Source organism: Acidisarcina polymorpha (assembly GCF_003330725.1).
GTDB classification, from domain to species: domain Bacteria; phylum Acidobacteriota; class Terriglobia; order Terriglobales; family Acidobacteriaceae; genus Acidisarcina; species Acidisarcina polymorpha.
This window is the reverse complement of record NZ_CP030840.1, coordinates 3,704,714-3,720,472: the sequence shown is the minus strand read 5'-3', so window position 1 is coordinate 3,720,472 and position 15,759 is coordinate 3,704,714. Positions and strand designations below refer to the sequence as shown.

Here is a 15,759-nt window from a genome sequence, read left to right as displayed (position 1 = left end):
CCATCTACGGCCCCAGAAAGGGGGACGCCCCTGCACCATCGCTCCAGCGGTAATGGCGCTCCCTGTCCGATTTTTCGCGCTGGCTCGAACCCCAATCCTCCGGCGTGCCCGTTTTCATCCAGTCGAGCGGCTTGGCGCCGACACCTCCTGACGCTGCAATCTGAAAGGCGGATCGGATCGCAGCCCTCTCTTCGACGCCGCGCGCCGGCGGTCCTGGAGAGACGAGTGTTGCCGCCCCGCTGCGCGCCAGCAGGTCGAGCCACTGCCGGTTGAACTCCCACGGGATGGCGTCGGTGATGCCAACCAGATCCGGATCAATGGTGAAGAAAACATGATTCTGGGGCAGCCGAAACGCAGCCGTGTTCACTCCCATCCGCCGCGTGCGCTCCCATTGGTGCCCGCTGGTATCGTCGCCAACGCGCTGAAGTTCAAACACTCCCTGGCCGAGATGGCCTACGGTGTTGCATCCATCCAGCAGAATCTGGTCTCCGGCTGTCTCGCGAATCAGAGCATAGAGCGAGGCGATGACTTCGGCGTTCGTTCGGCTTCGGTCATGAAGCGACCATCCCGGCAGTGTGGGCTGCGGCCCCATCTCGAACCCCCATTGCCCAAGCAGGTCATAGGTCGAGAAGTCATGCTTGACCATCTCGTACCCCCAGGACGCAGCTTGTCGCAACTTGGCGGCAATCTTTTCGAGCGCCTCGGGGACAGTAGGATCGTACGCATACTCACGCGCCCGCTCTTGCTTGTCGCCGAAGCGAAGATCCGGAAGCAGGAGGTGGGGGGCGGAATCTGCCGGCGCCTCAAGCGGCCGAATCCAGAGGCCCGGGCGCGCGTGCCTCTGTTTGATGTCAGAAGCAAGTCTGCCCATATCCGGCCACGCTGGCGTGCCGTTCTCCCATCCGCCGTCGATCACCGAGAAAGGACGGACTCCACCGGTGGGTGAAAGCTCAACGATGAATTCCGTATCTCGAAGAATTGTCTCTGCCGTGCTATGCCCATAGCTATAGCACCAATCATTTGTGCCGTAAATTGGAGAAGCTCGCCGGGATGTCCGCGCACACATGGCCCGGCAAAGGCTGGCAATCGCGTCGATCGGGTCCTCGCTCTCTGAACCTCGGCGGGTGACCACGGTAGCCATCGTCAACTGCCGCTCGCCGAGCTCGACCCCATTGCCTCCGTTGGTCACGTTCAACCACAGCGACACTCCCTCTGGATCGAGCTGCCAGAAACAGAGTGCGCGAGCATCGGTCTTCACCCCGTAGCCATGACACGCGCCCTCTTCGTGGGTCGCGAAGTACCAGGGCATCACGCGCTCTGGAATAACGTTCCGCCATCCAAGATCTCCATAGCTTCGCTCCCACGCGTCCCCTAGAACCAGCAGGTTGGACTTGATCTGTGCCAGCCATCGTACATGGACTGCAGCGACAGCAGCAGAAGGCGCTTGGAGTGTCAGGATGAGCCCGTCGCTCTCCAGATTGCTTTCGACCGTCACACCTCCGGCCACCCATCTCTGTCCCTGTCCCTGCAAGGAAATCATGCCCGTGGGCAGCGTCTTCACGAAGCCGCTATAAACCGTCACCGAGTCCGGAGGCCTTAGAATATCGATAAAAGATGGCTGCCTTTGCGATCGCTTGGCCGAGCCCTCTTCGCCGGAAGTCTTAAGCGCCCTCACCTCCGCTCCTGCAATGGGCATAGATGCTCCGAGACCTAATGCAGTGCCGCCGATAGCGGCAACCCCAGCTCTAACAAAAGACCGCCGGGTAAGCGAATCCACGTGCTGGCTGTCTAATGCCGGAAGTCGGTCAACGAGTTGATCGATATGGGTAGGTCGCATAGCTACCTAGCAGTCTACGGCAGGAAAGTAATGCTTGCAGGGCTGCCTATGGAGGCGTACTGGCCGCTAAATGTGAGCAGACCCGAGTCGTGATTCATCCAGAACGAAGTGATACTGTCGCTTCGCCGGTTACATACATACAGAAAATTACCGTTGGGTTCGATCCTGCATTGGCCGGGATAATCGCCGAGGGTCGAGCTCTCCCCCAGGAGAGTGAGCTTGCCGTCCGCACCGATTGCGAAAGCCGCGATGGTGTCATGCAGCCGGTTCGCGGCATACAGAAATTTTCCTTCCGGCGACACCAGAATCTCCGAGGCAAAACTCGATCCCGCAAAACCGGCCGGGAGCGCCGAGAGTGTCTGCTGCACAGCAAGCGTCCCCTTCCCCGGAGCATAGTCAAAAAACACGATGGTCGAGGATTCTTCCTGTATCGAATACAACCAGCGGCCATTTGGATGAAACGTAAAATGACGAGGACCGTCGCCCGACGGCAGCATCGCATACGGCGCGGTTTCGTGCGGCGTCAACTTCCCGCTTCCCAAATCCAGCCGGTAAATGTAGATCCTGTCCTGACCCAAATCCGTTGCGAGCACGAACTTGTTTTGCGGATCGGCGGCGATCATGTGCGCATGTGGGGCGTCATGCCCGCTTATGGCAAAGCTGCCAGGCGGCGCATCGGCCGCCTTCGTGCTGCCCAGGGCCATGCTATCGCGATGCACATCGACCGCCGGCTGAAGCGACCCGTCCTTCGAGACCGGCAGCACAGCGACACTTCCGCCGCCATAGTTCGCGACGAACGCATAGCTCCCGGTAGCATCGAGGCTGAGATATGCTGGGCCCGCTCCCGCGGAACTGACAACATTCAGCTGCCGCAAATCACCGTCATCCTGCATCGCAAAGGCAGTCACCGAACCACTGTTGCCGCGAAAGTCATCGATCTCGTTCACGGCGTAGAGGTACTTTTTCGATGGATGAATGGCGATCCAGGAAGGATTAGGAGTCTTCGCGGCCAGTCTCGCAGGAGACAGGGCACCGGTCTGGGGATCCATCTCCACGAGGTAAATACCCTCACCGTTGCTGCCGTTACCTACCGCCCCGGTGTAGGTGCCGACATACGCGACTGCTCTTCTTCGAGAAGCAGGGTTCGCGGAAGGCTGCTCCTCGCCATGCGCATAGGTTGCCATAGCCAGAGCGGCAGTCGTCGCCAGGAAACGCCGGCGGGAGTATGTTTCTTGCGGTTTCTTGACCGTCATTCTTCGTCCTTTTCAACGTAGTCGATTCTTCTTCAAACCACCAACGACAAGGCGACGGTAAGAATGAGCGCGGTGACCGAGATGATGGTTTCGCAAACCGACCAGCTCTTCAGCGTCTGCGCCACACTCATGCCGAAATACTCCTTGACTAACCAGAAGCCGCCATCATTAACGTGCGAAAAGATCAGCGAGCCCGCGCCAGTAGAAATGGCGAGCAGTTCAGGGCGTACGCCGGTGCTGTGCAGCGCAAGTGGCGCGACGATCCCGGCGGCCGTCGTCATGGCCACGGTCGACGAACCGGTCGCAAGCCGCATCATTGCCGCCAGCAACCAAGCGAGCAGCAGCATCGGCACGTGGAAGTGCATGGCCACCACGATAATCGCATCCGAAACACCGCTGTCCTGTAGAATTCGCCCAAACCCAGCACCGGCTCCGACCAGGATAGTGATGGTTGCGGTAGGCGCAATGCACTCGTTGCTGAAACGCAGGATAGTCTCTCGCGAGAAGCCTCGTAGAGTGCCTAGAGTAAAGAAACTCAGCAGCGCCCCGATCAGCAGCGCCAAATCGTCATTCCCGATCAGCCGCAATCCTTCATTCAGGGCGCTCTTCGGCGTGGACAGAACGTCCGCCCAACTTCCAGTCAGCATCAACAGAACCGGCAGCAGGATGGTGAACAAGGTGAGCCAGAATCCGGGCAGACTTCGCTCGTCGCCATGGTCGACAAACTGTGCAGCCATCGAGTTCTCGTCAGGAAGCTGGACATGTGGCGCAATCAGCTTCGCATAGACCGGCCCGGCCAGGACGGCAGAAGGAAGCCCGACGATCAATGCATAAAGAATCGTCCTCCCCACGTCGGCCTTGAAGATGGTCACTGCCATCAGCGCTGCTGGATGCGGAGGAACCAATCCATGGACCACCGACAATCCGGCAACCATGGGCAGGCCGACCAGGATCAGCGAAGTCCGCGTACGCCGGGCCACCGTGAAGACGATCGGGATCAAGAGCACAAAGCCGACTTCAAAGAAGGCCGGAAGACCAACCACCAGGCCGATGACGACCATCGCCCAATGAATCCGCCTCTCGCCGAATAGCTTAATGAGGGTGTAGGCGATTTGGTCGGCGCCGCCCGACTCCGCCATCATCTTGCCTAGCATGGTGCCTAGCGCCACGACGATCGCTATGTGTCCGAGCGTCCCTCCAACTCCGGTCTCAAAGGAGTGCACGATCTTCGAGAGCGGCATCCCCGTCACCATGGCCAATGAAAGCGCCGTGAGGAACAAGGTGATGAACGGATTCAGTTTCACCACCGCGATCAGCAGGATCAAAGCGATCACAGCAATCACGGCAGAGACCAGTAGGAAGATGCTGTGATGATCGATCATAGTGGTTTGGGCATTGCCGAAAATTGACGGCCTGCTGAGGACACGGCAAGCCGCCGACGCCAACCAGGCATCGTGCCTCCGCGGTAGGCCGTGAGGATTGAACGGCGCGAGATAAAGAAGCTACCAGTCATGCGGCCGGAGCCTTATAGGCCACGCACTCAATCTCCACCTTGCAGTCGACAACCATGTTCGAGACGACGCAGGCGCGGGCCGGGGGGTGTTCGCCGAAGTATTCTTTGAATACCGCATTGAACGCGGCGAAATCGCGTGGATCTTCGAGCCAGACTCCGCAGCGAACCACGTGTTCGGTTCCGTAACCCGCTTCCTGAAGGATCGACAACAGATTAGCGATCGCCTGTCGTGTTTGCGCCACAATATTCCCCGAGATCACTTCGCCATTTACCATCGGCACTTGTCCCGAAACGTAAAGCCAGCCATCCGCTTCGACTGCGCGAGCAAAAGGAAGGTGCTGTCCGCCCGCACCCGTACCGCCCGCCACTCCATATCGCTTGATGCTCATAGACGCTCCTAGCGTTCTTTATTCTTTTGTCCTTCGTTACGGTGTCTCTTTATTGGATCCACGCAGTTTTGCCGCGAGGCAGGAAGCGCCCGGCTCGATCTCCTGTAGCGCCTAGAGCAGTATAAGAGAGCACGCCATTCACCCAGACACTTTCAATACCCACCGCCGCGCGCACCGGATCCGAAAACGTGGCCGTGTCGGCGATCTTTTCAGGATTGAACAACACCAGGTCGGCGTGGTACCCCTCGCGCAAAAGCCCGCGCTGCTCAAGGCCAAATCGCTGCGCCGGCATGCCCGTCATCTTGTGCACGGCCTCAGCCAGGGATAACAACTTTTCTTCCCGGCAGTAACGACCAAGCACCCGCGGGAACGTGCCCCACAGGCGGGGATGCGGCAAGGGATCGTTCGGCAGCCCATCCGAACCGACCATAGTAGCTGGGTGGCGCAGAATCGTACGCATATCGTCTTCGGAGATGCTGTGATAGATGGCCCCGGCCGGCTGCAGTCGCCGCGCCGCTTGCCGCTGGTCGATTCCCCAGACCGCTGCTATTTTCTCGAGGGTCTGGCCTGAAACCTCCGGATGAGGAGTGCTCCAGGTAATCGTGATCTTGACGCGCTCATCCACCTGCCGGAGATCCAGGGTACTGGAACCAGCCGCGTATGGATAACAGTCGCACCCCGCATTCTGGGTGGATCGAGCTATTTCCAGAGTTCGCAAAACCTCTGCGCTGCGTCCCCAGTTATCAACGCCTGCGCACTTCAAATGGGAGATCACGACCGGGACGCGAGCGAGCCGCCCGATCTCGAACGCCTCATTCATCGCGTCGAGGATAGCCTCAGTCTCAGAACGCATGTGGGTGGTGTAGATCGCACTCGCCGCCGCCAGCGGCTTAGCCAATGCCAGCACCTCTTCAGTCGAGGCCGAATTTGCCGAGAGATAAGCTAGCCCGGAGCTTAGTCCCAGGGCCCCGCCATCCAGCGCCTCTTGGACCTGACTCTGCATCGCCGCGATCTCTGCTTCGGTTGCCGAACGATCTAGCCGCTGCAGGTGGTTGTTGCGCAGAGAAGTGTGGCCGACCAGTGCGCCCACATTCACCGCTGGCCGTGCGCGGCGGACCGCATCGACATACTCCGAGAAAGTCGCATAGCGGAAGGCGGCTGCGTCACCGAGAAGGTACATCGGATCGGTCGGCTCGCCCCGTAGGCACACAGGAGCAGCACTGATTCCACAGTTGCCGACGATCACCGTGGTCACTCCTTGCGAGAGCTTGGGCAGCATCGATGGAGAGCTGATCACAACGCAGTCATCATGGGTATGAACATCGATAAATCCCGGCGTGAGCGCGAGCCCTTCTACATCCAGTTCCTTAACCGCCTTGAACTTGAGCGATGCGCCGATCTGCACGATGCGGTCACCTTGAATGGCCACATCGAGCGCCTCGGCAGGAGAGCCGCTGCCATCAAGAACGCTTGCATTTCGTAGAAGAGTGTCGCAAGTCTGCATCGAAGCTCTTCCAGGATATAGGCTGGATTGGTTGAAGTTTCGCAAGTTTTTTAATTTTATGGCGATCACGGTTGGAGATTATTCTTGATGGGCTACCCGTTCACGTTGACAACACAAAACCAGACACTCGACAAAGGACTGGGTTTCTTCGAGAAAGCGCTCGAATCATCCAGCAGTCTTGAACTCAATTGGAATCTGCTGCGCGAAGATCTCAGCCTACCCTCCGCTGTTCTTTATGAAGACCGGCTGTTGCACAACCTCGAATGGATGAGCCAATTCATCGCTGCCTATGGTCTCAACCTTGCCCCCCACGGCAAAACGACGATGGCGCCTAAACTCTTTGACATGCAACTACAGAAAGGCGCGTGGGGAATCACCTTGGCGACCGCCCATCAGACTGCGGTTGCATTCCATCATGGAGTGCGGCGAGTACTGATGGCGAACCAGTTGATTGGCAAAGAAAACATGGCCATCATCTCTCGCCTCTTACAGGACTCCGCCTTTGAATACTACTGCCTCGTCGATTCAGCGGCGCAGGTCGATCAGCTTGGTGCTTTTTATTCCGAACGCGCGCAGCGCCTGAACGTATTGCTCGAACTGGGAGTGGAAGGCGGCCGTACCGGGGTGCGCAACGAGCAGCAAATGATATCGGTGCTTACCGCGCTGTCACGCTGGCGCGGCGCCATCGCCCTCTGCGGCGTCGAGATATATGAAGGTGTCCTCGAGGACGAAGCGGCTATTCGCAGCTTTCTCGAACGCGCAGTAAACGTCACCCGGCGGCTCGACAGTGAAGCCCGCTTTGCACGCAAGCCACACTTGCTCTCCGGAGCGGGTTCGGCCTGGTACGACATAGTCGCAGAAGTCTTCTCCGCCGCCCATCTCGGTGCGGCGACCGAGATCGTCTTGAGGCCCGGATGCTATTTGACTCACGACATCGGCGTCTATCGTGAAGCTCAGGCGAAGATACAGGAGCGCAATCCAATCGCTCACCAGATGCGCGCAGGCCTGATTCCCGCGCTTCAAGTATGGGCCTATGTGCAATCGGTGCCGGAAGCCACCCGGGCGATCGTCGCCATGGGCAAGCGAGATGCCGCGTTCGATGCCGGCCTGCCAATGGCCGCTCTTCACTTCAGGCCCGGCTGCGCTGCGCCGCGCCAGGCCCCAAGCCATTGGACCCTTACCAAAATGATGGACCAACATGCTTACCTGCAAATTGCCGCCCAGGATGATCTTCAAGTCGGAGATATGATTGGCTTCGACATATCTCATCCTTGTTTGACCTTTGATAAATGGCGGTCCTTGCCGGTTTTGAATGCCAACTACGATGTCATCGATGTGATACAAACCTTCTTCTAACCTACTGGCTCACGGCAACTAATTAATCCTCCGCGGTAAATCCTTGCACATCGCCACTGCTTGGTTTACGCTTCGCATCGACGCGTGCTGACGCCAGCGCAGACGTTCGAAATAGCCAAGCTGCAGGATCCCAATCAAGGAAGGATGTCGATGGATAGGAGATCGTTCGTCAAAGGGGCGACGGCGGCGTGTATTCTAGCTGCATCTGCTGATAGCGTTACCATGGGTCAAACCCAGGGACAAGCCGGTTCGACTCAAGCGTCGCGTTCCACAATTCGGTGGAAAGGCTTCAATCTTCAATGGCAACAGCGTAAGACGGATCCGTCCACGAAGCCAGCGTACGAGGAATCCGACTTTCAGAACATGTCGAATTGGGGATTCACGTTCGCCCGGCTTCCTCTTTCCTATTGGATCTGGGGTAAGCCTACCGATTGGACCTACATCGATCCCGAACCGCTAAAACGACTCGACCGCGCCGTCGACCTCGGACGCCAATGGAACATTCACATCAATCTTAACTTCCACCGCATTCCCGGCTACTGCATCAATGGCCGCGAACTGGAGCCAGCTGACCTCTTCACTGGCCGTGCCGCGGAACGAGATCGCGCTCTCCAGGCGGCCGTATATCACTGGCGATACTTCGCGAAGCGCTTCAAGAGTGTTTCGAGCAGAAACCTGAGCTTTGACCTCATCAACGAACCGCCAAAAATGCGCTCCTATGAAGGTGCGTTCCAGGAACGTTATGTTGAGATCGTCCAGGCTTTAGTGAAGGCGATACGCGAGGAAGATTCGGACCGCATGATCTTTGCGGACGGCATCAACATCGGACAGAGTCCGGTGATCGAACTTGCGGATTTGAACCTCATCCAAAGCACGCGGGGCTACCAGCCCAAAGCAGTTAGTCACTATACCGCGACCTGGGTGCCGAAAGACGAGTTTGAAACATTCAAAACGCCCACCTGGCCGCTTACTGACGACAAGGGTGTTGTGTGGGATCGCGCCAAGCTCAAGCAGGAATATATCGACAAGTATAAGCCGCTGACCGACCGTAACGTATTAGTGCATGTCGGCGAATGGGGATGTTACAACAAGACCCCGCACGAGGTTGCCCTGGCCTGGATGCGCGACTGTATCTCGTGCTGGAACCAGGCTGGATGGGGCTGGGCGCTCTGGAACTTGCGCGGCGACTTCGGAGTCATGGACAGTGGAAGAGCTGACGTCGCATACGAGGACTACCAAGGACATAAGCTCGATCGCCAGATGTTGGAGCTCCTGAGAGAGCCTCCGAAGGAGACTACGGCGTGAGACATTCCTTCCGCAGACTCTTAGATCCCACGTTGGCTCTAGCCGTCGGTTTGACTGGTTGGAATGGTTTGATATCACAGACGCAAAGCCACACTCCGCCGGTGGCCCCCGACCCGATCACCTATTTGCCGGCAACCCCGGCCAGCTATCACGCTCTCTCCGAGCAGGTACATGAGATGTTGCGCACCGACGTCCTTGATGTCTGGTTTCCGCGTGCGGTTGACAGCCAGCATGGCGGCTTCTATTCCGATTGGACGCGAGATTGGATGAAGGCGCCGAGCGAAGGAAAATTCTCCGTCATGCAAGGCAGAATGACCTGGATCGCTGCGCAAGCAGTGTTAAGAGAGCCACGGACGAAGGCTGCTTATCTCCCCATCGTTCAGCATGGCGTGACTTTTCTCCGCGATGTGATGTGGGATAAACAATATGGAGGCTACTATTGGGGGCTAGCCGATGATGGCACGATTTCGCCCCGCTTCGGCGACCGCAAACAGATGTATGGCATCAGCTTCTGCATATACGGCCTGTCTGGGGCTTATGCGGCTACGCACGATCCTGAAACCCTGGAACAGGCCAAGCGTAGTTTCCGCTGGGTCGAGGAGCACGCCCATGACGATCGGAACGGTGGCTACTTTGAATGGCTAACCCGTGAGGGCAACCCGATCCTCGTAGATCCCAGCGCCGTTCGCGTCGAGCAGGCCGGGGGCTTCCCCGTTGGCTATAAGTCCATGAATACTCACATCCACTTATTAGAGTCCTATACCGAGCTTTATTCGGTATGGAAGGATGAGACGCTCCGCCGCCGACTGCAAGAGCTGCTCGGAATCGTGCGCGATAAGGTTACCGTGCAGCCAGGCGCCATGAATCTCTTCTTCACCAGCGACTGGCGGCCCGTACCTGATCACGACTCGTACGGTCATGATGTTGAAGCGACCTACTTATTGCTGGAAGCCGCGGAAGCCCTCGGCGAGACCAACGACCCAACCACCGAACGCATCGCCCGCATGCTCACCGACCATGCTCTGGCGTATGGCTGGGACGACGCCCATGGAGGGTTTTTTCGAGATGGAACATTCGACGGCCGGCCCGAAGACAAATTCAAGGAGTGGTGGGTGCAGATGGAGGGATTGAACACTCTCCTACTACTTCACTCTAAGTACGGCAGCAATACCAGTGTCTATTGGCAGGCATTTCAAAAGCAATTGCAGTTCATCCGCAACTACCAGGAAGATCCTACCTATCACGGCTATTACAACCTTATAGACACTGATGGTAAACCCCTCACTACTGACAAAGGAAGCATCTGGAAGGGCGCCTATCATGATGGAAGAGCGCTGATGAATGTAACAGAAAGACTGAATCGGATGGCAGCCCAAACGGAAGGATCCCATTAATCACTGTATATGACTGCGCTTCAGTGTTCATTGACGATACCGGCATCCTTCAAAGCCCGGCGTTCTGCCTCGATCGCGGTGGTGTGGAGTTCAGCAACCCGGCGCATTGTTGCGTCCGCATCTTGTACCTGGCCCTCCGCTCGGAGCGCCTTTGCAAGCAGATAGAGCGAACTTGAATCGTCCGGGTTCATCTCCGATGCCTGGCGTAGCAGTGGAACAGCGGCGGCGTTGCGCTTGAGCTCATACTGGGCTTTCCCCATATAAAAATACGTCGCCCAGGAGTCAGGAGTAAGACTCTGCGCCTTAGCTAGATAGACAAGACCGTCCTCATAGCGAGAGGACTGAACGAGGAGCGCGCCCAGAAAATAGTAAGCATCGCCATCGTTGGGATCCAGTTGAATCGCCTGTCTTAGCTCCCTCTCGGCATCTGCGTTCTGCAACAGTCCTATGTATGCCTTGCCAAGCTCGCGGTGGGCGCCGGGAAAGGCGGGATCCGCCTGTAACACTGCCTCGAACGCCTTTTCTGAATCCCGGAATTTGGTAGCCTCATAATAAGCCTTGCCAAGCAGAAAGTTGGATTGAGCAGGAGTCGCACTGCTGGCGAATAACTTGCTGAAGACATCTTGTGCCTCGTTAGCCTGTCCCGCACGAGCATAGGCGATGCCGAGAAGATACATGGCTGCTGGATCCGCATTCGGCGCATCTGTCATTACCTTCAGTGGACCGATAGCATCCCCTGGATGACTGCCAGAGGCTAAACAAGTAGCCATGAGCATGGCTGTTCGCTGGTCGTTGGGATCACGATCGTGCAGCTGTTTAAAGAACGGAAGTGCATGATCATAACTTCCCTCCTTGAGGTAGGCCAAGCCAAGATCAAGTTGCACCTCCCGCAACTGTGGGCTCACTCGTAGCGCCTTCTGATAGGCATCGATCGCTTTCGCATAGCGATGAGTCTTCGCATAGAGAATGCCGAGGTTCGCTAGTGCGCTGACGTTGCGAGAATCGAGCTCCAGTACCTTGTGAAAACCGGCCTCTGCCTCCAGGTATTTTCCCGATTGCAGTGCCTGCATCGCGGAGTCAAAGGTCTGCTTTGCTAGGTCAGCAGCTGATAGGACTACCGGGCCGCTAGCGAGCAGCGCAGCGAAACCCAGCGCGACCAGAAGTTTCACGGAATGAGCGGCGCGCTTCCGCATCCTTGCAGGACTGATGAGCATAGTGACTTCCGATGTCACCCCTAGTTTGTCATAAAACACTCTAGCCGGGCTCGTGTATCTGAGCCCGGCCAGCTTCACGATTATGTGCGGTTAGAAGTAGAACTTGCCTCCCAGTTGCAGAACGCGGGGATCGCGCGCTGTTGTAATCTGGCCGGCGTTACCGGCGTTGCTGCCGGTGAAGGGAGTTCCAGGTGTCGGGGCGGAGAGGCCAACATTCACATTTCCCCATTGCGTATGGTTAAAGACGTTATATGCCTCAAACCTCAATTGCACCCGGGTGCTCTCGGTGAAGTTGAAGTTCTTGAACAAGGACATGTTCCAGTTTTCCACTCCTGGGCCATAGATGGAGTTGCGATGGAAGTTACCGAAGCTGCCGTTTGGTGGGGAGGAAAAGACTCCCGGATTAAACCACATGGGAAGTTGATTAGCAGGAACATTGTGGCCATGACCAGTTACGATAGCGCCGCCATTGTAGTCGGGGCGGATGTGCCCAAACCCGCCGTTCCCCAGGTTACCGCTCGAACTAAGGTCGCATGCATCGTTCGTGGGACTGTTACCAGACAAGCAAGGAGAACCGCCCCAGAATTGAGTCACCCCAGACCACTCCCAGCCGCCGGCGGTAAGCTGTACAAGCTTGTTCTGTCCCTTGAAATCAGGAAGATTGTAGACGTATTGGAAGTTAAACACATTTCGCCGGTCAAAGCCGGCAGGGGCATAGAACCTCTTGAGTTGAGTGTAGTCGGGGAAGACATCGGCGTCATAGTCGACATCATCCAGATCGATCGCCTTCGACCACGTATAGTCCGCGTTGAAGGTGAGCCGGTCGCTAAACCGGCGCGCGACTTTGATCTGTAGGGCATTATATGCGCTGCTCGCACCAAATCTGTTGTAGTGGATCGAGGTGTAACCCCGATAGGGCAAAATTGCGGCTGTCACATTGTTAACCGTTGAGAGGACGTCCGTACTCGTCGTAAGTCCTAGAGGTAACTGCTCCAGCTCCTGATCATACATTTGGTGACGGCTGACGTTACCGACATAGCCCATGTCAAATACAAGTTTATAGGGCATCTGCCGCTGTATTCCGAGGTTGTACCCATAGGTGGTCGGAATCTGACCCGCCCGATCTGCTGATAAAATTCCGCCTGATGGAGTTAGCGGCGCTCCGTTCACTAAGGATGGCGAAATGTTGCCGATGTTACCGCCATACAAGGTTGGTGTGTAGACCAGAGGGGGATTGCTGATGCCGCCGAAGTTAAAGGAATTCTGTTGGTAGCGCTCGAAAAACACGCCGAAGCCGCCGCGGAAGGCAGTCTTTCCATCGCCGAAAACGTCATAGGCGAAGCCCAGGCGCGGACCGAAATTATTCCACCGGAAGTTAAGGCCGCCCTTCGGTAATCCATTCGTGCCTTCCTGAACCATACCGTTGTACGGATTGCCAGTGCCGGGAAGGATTGTATTCTGGGTGGGTATTTGTCCCGGAATATTTGGCGCAGTGTTGATTTGGACCGCAGAAGCGGGATTATAGAAGTCAGGCTCAAAGTAGTACTGGTGAAAGGGAGCCACTGTGTAAGTTGGCCCTATGAATTCATAGCGCACGCCATAATCCAAAGTAAGTCGAGGCGTCGCCTTCCATGTGTCCTGGGCATATCCCTCGTATTGGAAGAAGTGAAAATGGCCGAACGCATAGATATTCGATTGGCTGACCGTCGTGTAGTTCCCTAAAAGCGTATTCGCGATACCAGAGTTGCTGTTATTCGGGTTTTGGTTGCTCGCGCCGAAATTGAGCGACGGATTTTCCTGCCAGCTTCCCTCTTGCCCGTTCTCGTTGAGGTCACCGAATATGCCAAACTTAATGACATGTCGACCAAGAATCTTGGTGACGTCATCTGTAACCACTACGGTATTGCCGGTGGAGGTCCATCCAGATGGAAAGGGGCTGATATTAATATAGCCATCACCAGTGTTAATATTCGGCGCGAGATCGTGGGTGTTCGTGGACGGATAGATATCGCTGAAATTAAATCCGAGGGTTGCTTTGTCATAAAGCGACTTCGAAGTTCCCGGCACAATATCGACCACTTGATTCAGGTGCAGCCAGCCTACGCTAACCTCATTGGTCAGTGACGGAGAGATAACGTTCACTAAGCTCCAGGCATAGCTCTTGCCGGGCTTCTCGCGAAACTGCGGGAGCACGGGAAAGCTGTTTCCAGAGAAGATGCCGAAACCCTGGCTCTCTTGCTGGCGGTCGTCCACGTACCGGAAGAAGGCGTTTGCCTTTGGCCCGAAGTTGTAATCGACCCTGACGACATACTGATTTTTATAGAAGGTGTAGGTGTCTTGAAAATTGATCTGTTGCTCATCCCCAAAGGAGTTTCCAGTGTAGGTCGGATGATTGAAGCTACCCCGGTAACCAGGGGTAAAATACTTGATCATGGCCCCATACTGGCTATTGAAGTCGCTCGCCGGGATTACATTGTTGATGTAAGGGGTGCCGGTTACGATTTCGCCAAAGGAGTTGTACTTGATGGTTCCAGGCACAAACACCTGCCCATTCTGCGGTATATTCCCGTTGGTATCCGTGATCGGTGTGCAAGTCTTGCCACCATTGAAATCGCAGATTGAACCGGTGCGGTAAAGAGGCGACAACTCCGCTTCACCATTGGGCGTTCCGATGCCCAGCATCGATGGCTGCGGCATGGTGTAATAAGTGCCGCCGTTCGGCCGGTTGGCGCGCGTTCCCTCATAGTTGAAGAAGAAGAAGGCTTTCTTGTTCGTTCGGGGAGAGATCTTGGGAATCGGAATATAGCCGCCGATATTCCCGCCGAAGTTGTTGTATTTCAATTGCGGCCGCGCCGACCCTTGATGATTGCTGAACCAGTCATTTGCGTTGTAATCGGTGTTGCGGTTGAACTCCCATACGGTCCCATGAAAGCGCGAGCCGCCGCTCTTTGTGTTCACCAGGATCATCACACCCGGACTGCGGCCATATTCCGCATTAAAATTTCCCGTCAGCGTTTTAAACTCGCCTACTGCATCGATGCTGAGGTTGGTGTATTCGCCATCATTCGCACCTACGTCAGTATTGATCACGCCGTCGAGAAAAAAGTTGTTAGCAGTACCGCGCATCCCATTTACATAGAAGTCATCGGTCTGGTTGAAGACCAGCCGGAATTGCGAGTTGTTGTTAGTCACCACCCCGGGCAGCACCGTCAATAGCTGTTCGAAGTCGCGTCCGTTCAACGGCTGCTCGGTCACTTGCCGCTCGTCGACAACTGCCGAGTTATTGGAGGTGGCGGTATCAATCAACGGGGTTTCAGTGGTGACAGTAACGGTCTGCGAAGCCTGCCCAATCGTCATCTGTAACTGGCCGAGACCGAGAGTCTGCTCTTCGTCGAGAACGATCCCAGTCCGGACCAATTCCTCCATGCCGTTCGCGCTGATTCTTAGCCTGTAAGTACCGGCGGGGATGTTCAATGCGCGAAACGTGCCGGTGCTGTCGGCAACCGCATCGCGAGTCAGATCGCCGGTTGCCTGATTGATGATCTGGACGTCTGCACCTGGAATGGACGCGCCGGATGGATCCGAAATGGTGCCGGTAATCTGGCCGGTCTGCGCATGAAGATGAGGAGCGGCAAAGAAGGCTACCAACAACGCTACGCTCGCCCATCGAAGCAACGAAGACAAGCTCAGTCGAATGTCGGGAACGCCTGGCGGTGTGCTGCTGGAGTGTCCAGCTTTTCTTTCGCTATTGGGTTCGAAGTCCCTCGCCCATTGAGCACAATCGCCATTCTTGCTTCTCAAGCTTATGTTTTTCATACGTCTCCTCCACAGAATGCACTGCGTGCGATAGAGCGGACCGGCGCTGTTCTAAACCGGTAAAGGTCTTTGTGTACGCCTCTTTTTTATCGCGATGATATCGTTATCGCGAGTGGGGATGACGATAAGCAATCGCAGCGAGGCTTGTCAAGAAAATGTTTCGTCAGCTTTGGGTGGC

10 protein-coding genes are annotated in these 15,759 nt (G+C 56.3%); 3 read left to right on the top strand and 7 right to left on the bottom strand.

The annotated features are described in order from the left end of the window. Positions 1-4: 4 nt before the first annotated feature. The 5 genes from ACPOL_RS15920 to ACPOL_RS15900 form a co-directional block, all read right to left on the bottom strand. Positions 5-1,696 (bottom strand): alpha-amylase family protein, encoded by a 1,692-nt coding sequence (locus ACPOL_RS15920; protein WP_114207921.1) that lies wholly within the window; start codon positions 1,694-1,696, stop codon positions 5-7. Positions 1,697-1,851: 155 nt separating this feature from the next. Further along, complete coding sequence (locus ACPOL_RS15915) at positions 1,852-3,090, bottom strand: lactonase family protein (RefSeq protein WP_114207920.1); 1,239 nt, start codon at positions 3,088-3,090, stop codon at positions 1,852-1,854. A gap of 32 nt (positions 3,091-3,122) precedes the next feature. Then, positions 3,123-4,535: a GntT/GntP/DsdX family permease gene (locus ACPOL_RS15910; protein WP_236656826.1), complete on the bottom strand. Its 1,413-nt coding sequence runs from the start codon at positions 4,533-4,535 to the stop codon at positions 3,123-3,125. 64 nt (positions 4,536-4,599) lie between these two features. Then, entirely contained in the window at positions 4,600-4,992 is a 393-nt protein-coding gene (locus ACPOL_RS15905; protein WP_114207918.1) for a RidA family protein, read from the bottom strand. A gap of 49 nt (positions 4,993-5,041) precedes the next feature. Continuing rightward, positions 5,042-6,496 carry an N-acyl-D-amino-acid deacylase family protein gene (locus tag ACPOL_RS15900; protein WP_114207917.1) on the bottom strand — a complete coding sequence of 485 codons (1,455 nt, stop codon included), beginning with the start codon at positions 6,494-6,496 and terminating at the stop codon, positions 5,042-5,044. Between the two features lie 87 nt (positions 6,497-6,583). Between ACPOL_RS15900 and ACPOL_RS15895 the strand changes: the two genes are divergently transcribed. The 3 genes from ACPOL_RS15895 (at position 6,584) to ACPOL_RS15885 (ending at position 10,551) form a co-directional block, all read left to right on the top strand. Then, on the top strand, positions 6,584-7,852 hold the full coding sequence (locus ACPOL_RS15895; protein ID WP_114207916.1) for an amino acid deaminase: 1,269 nt from the start codon (positions 6,584-6,586) through the stop codon (positions 7,850-7,852). A 150-nt stretch (positions 7,853-8,002) separates the two neighbouring features. Then, positions 8,003-9,157: a glycoside hydrolase family 5 protein gene (locus ACPOL_RS15890; RefSeq protein ID WP_201758849.1), complete on the top strand. Its 1,155-nt coding sequence runs from the start codon at positions 8,003-8,005 to the stop codon at positions 9,155-9,157. Continuing rightward, positions 9,154-10,551 (top strand): AGE family epimerase/isomerase, encoded by a 1,398-nt coding sequence (locus ACPOL_RS15885; protein WP_114207915.1) that lies wholly within the window; start codon positions 9,154-9,156, stop codon positions 10,549-10,551. The genes ACPOL_RS15890 and ACPOL_RS15885 overlap by 4 nt, the downstream gene beginning before the upstream one ends. 20 nt (positions 10,552-10,571) lie before the next feature. On the opposite strand, the gene ACPOL_RS15880 is transcribed toward ACPOL_RS15885, so the two are convergent. Then, positions 10,572-11,765, bottom strand: a complete 1,194-nt coding sequence (locus tag ACPOL_RS15880) for a tetratricopeptide repeat protein (protein WP_114207914.1) — start codon at positions 11,763-11,765, stop codon at positions 10,572-10,574. 90 nt (positions 11,766-11,855) lie between these two features. Beyond that, positions 11,856-15,581 carry a TonB-dependent receptor gene (locus ACPOL_RS15875; protein WP_114207913.1) on the bottom strand — a complete coding sequence of 1,242 codons (3,726 nt, stop codon included), beginning with the start codon at positions 15,579-15,581 and terminating at the stop codon, positions 11,856-11,858. Positions 15,582-15,759: the final 178 nt, after the last annotated feature.

Excerpts from the sequence above, each read along its gene's own strand:
- ACPOL_RS15880 (WP_114207914.1), bottom strand. The coding sequence starts at position 11,765 with ATGCTCATCAGTCCTGCAAGGATGCGGAAGCGCGCCGCTCATTCCGTG.
- ACPOL_RS15920 (WP_114207921.1), bottom strand. The coding sequence starts at position 1,696 with ATGCCCATTGCAGGAGCGGAGGTGAGGGCGCTTAAGACTTCCGGCGAA.
- ACPOL_RS15915 (WP_114207920.1), bottom strand. The coding sequence starts at position 3,090 with ATGACGGTCAAGAAACCGCAAGAAACATACTCCCGCCGGCGTTTCCTG.
- ACPOL_RS15875 (WP_114207913.1), bottom strand. The coding sequence starts at position 15,581 with ATGAAAAACATAAGCTTGAGAAGCAAGAATGGCGATTGTGCTCAATGG.
- ACPOL_RS15895 (WP_114207916.1), top strand. The coding sequence starts at position 6,584 with ATGGGCTACCCGTTCACGTTGACAACACAAAACCAGACACTCGACAAA.
- ACPOL_RS15905 (WP_114207918.1), bottom strand. The coding sequence starts at position 4,992 with ATGAGCATCAAGCGATATGGAGTGGCGGGCGGTACGGGTGCGGGCGGA.
- ACPOL_RS15900 (WP_114207917.1), bottom strand. The coding sequence starts at position 6,496 with ATGCAGACTTGCGACACTCTTCTACGAAATGCAAGCGTTCTTGATGGC.
- ACPOL_RS15890 (WP_201758849.1), top strand. The coding sequence starts at position 8,003 with ATGGATAGGAGATCGTTCGTCAAAGGGGCGACGGCGGCGTGTATTCTA.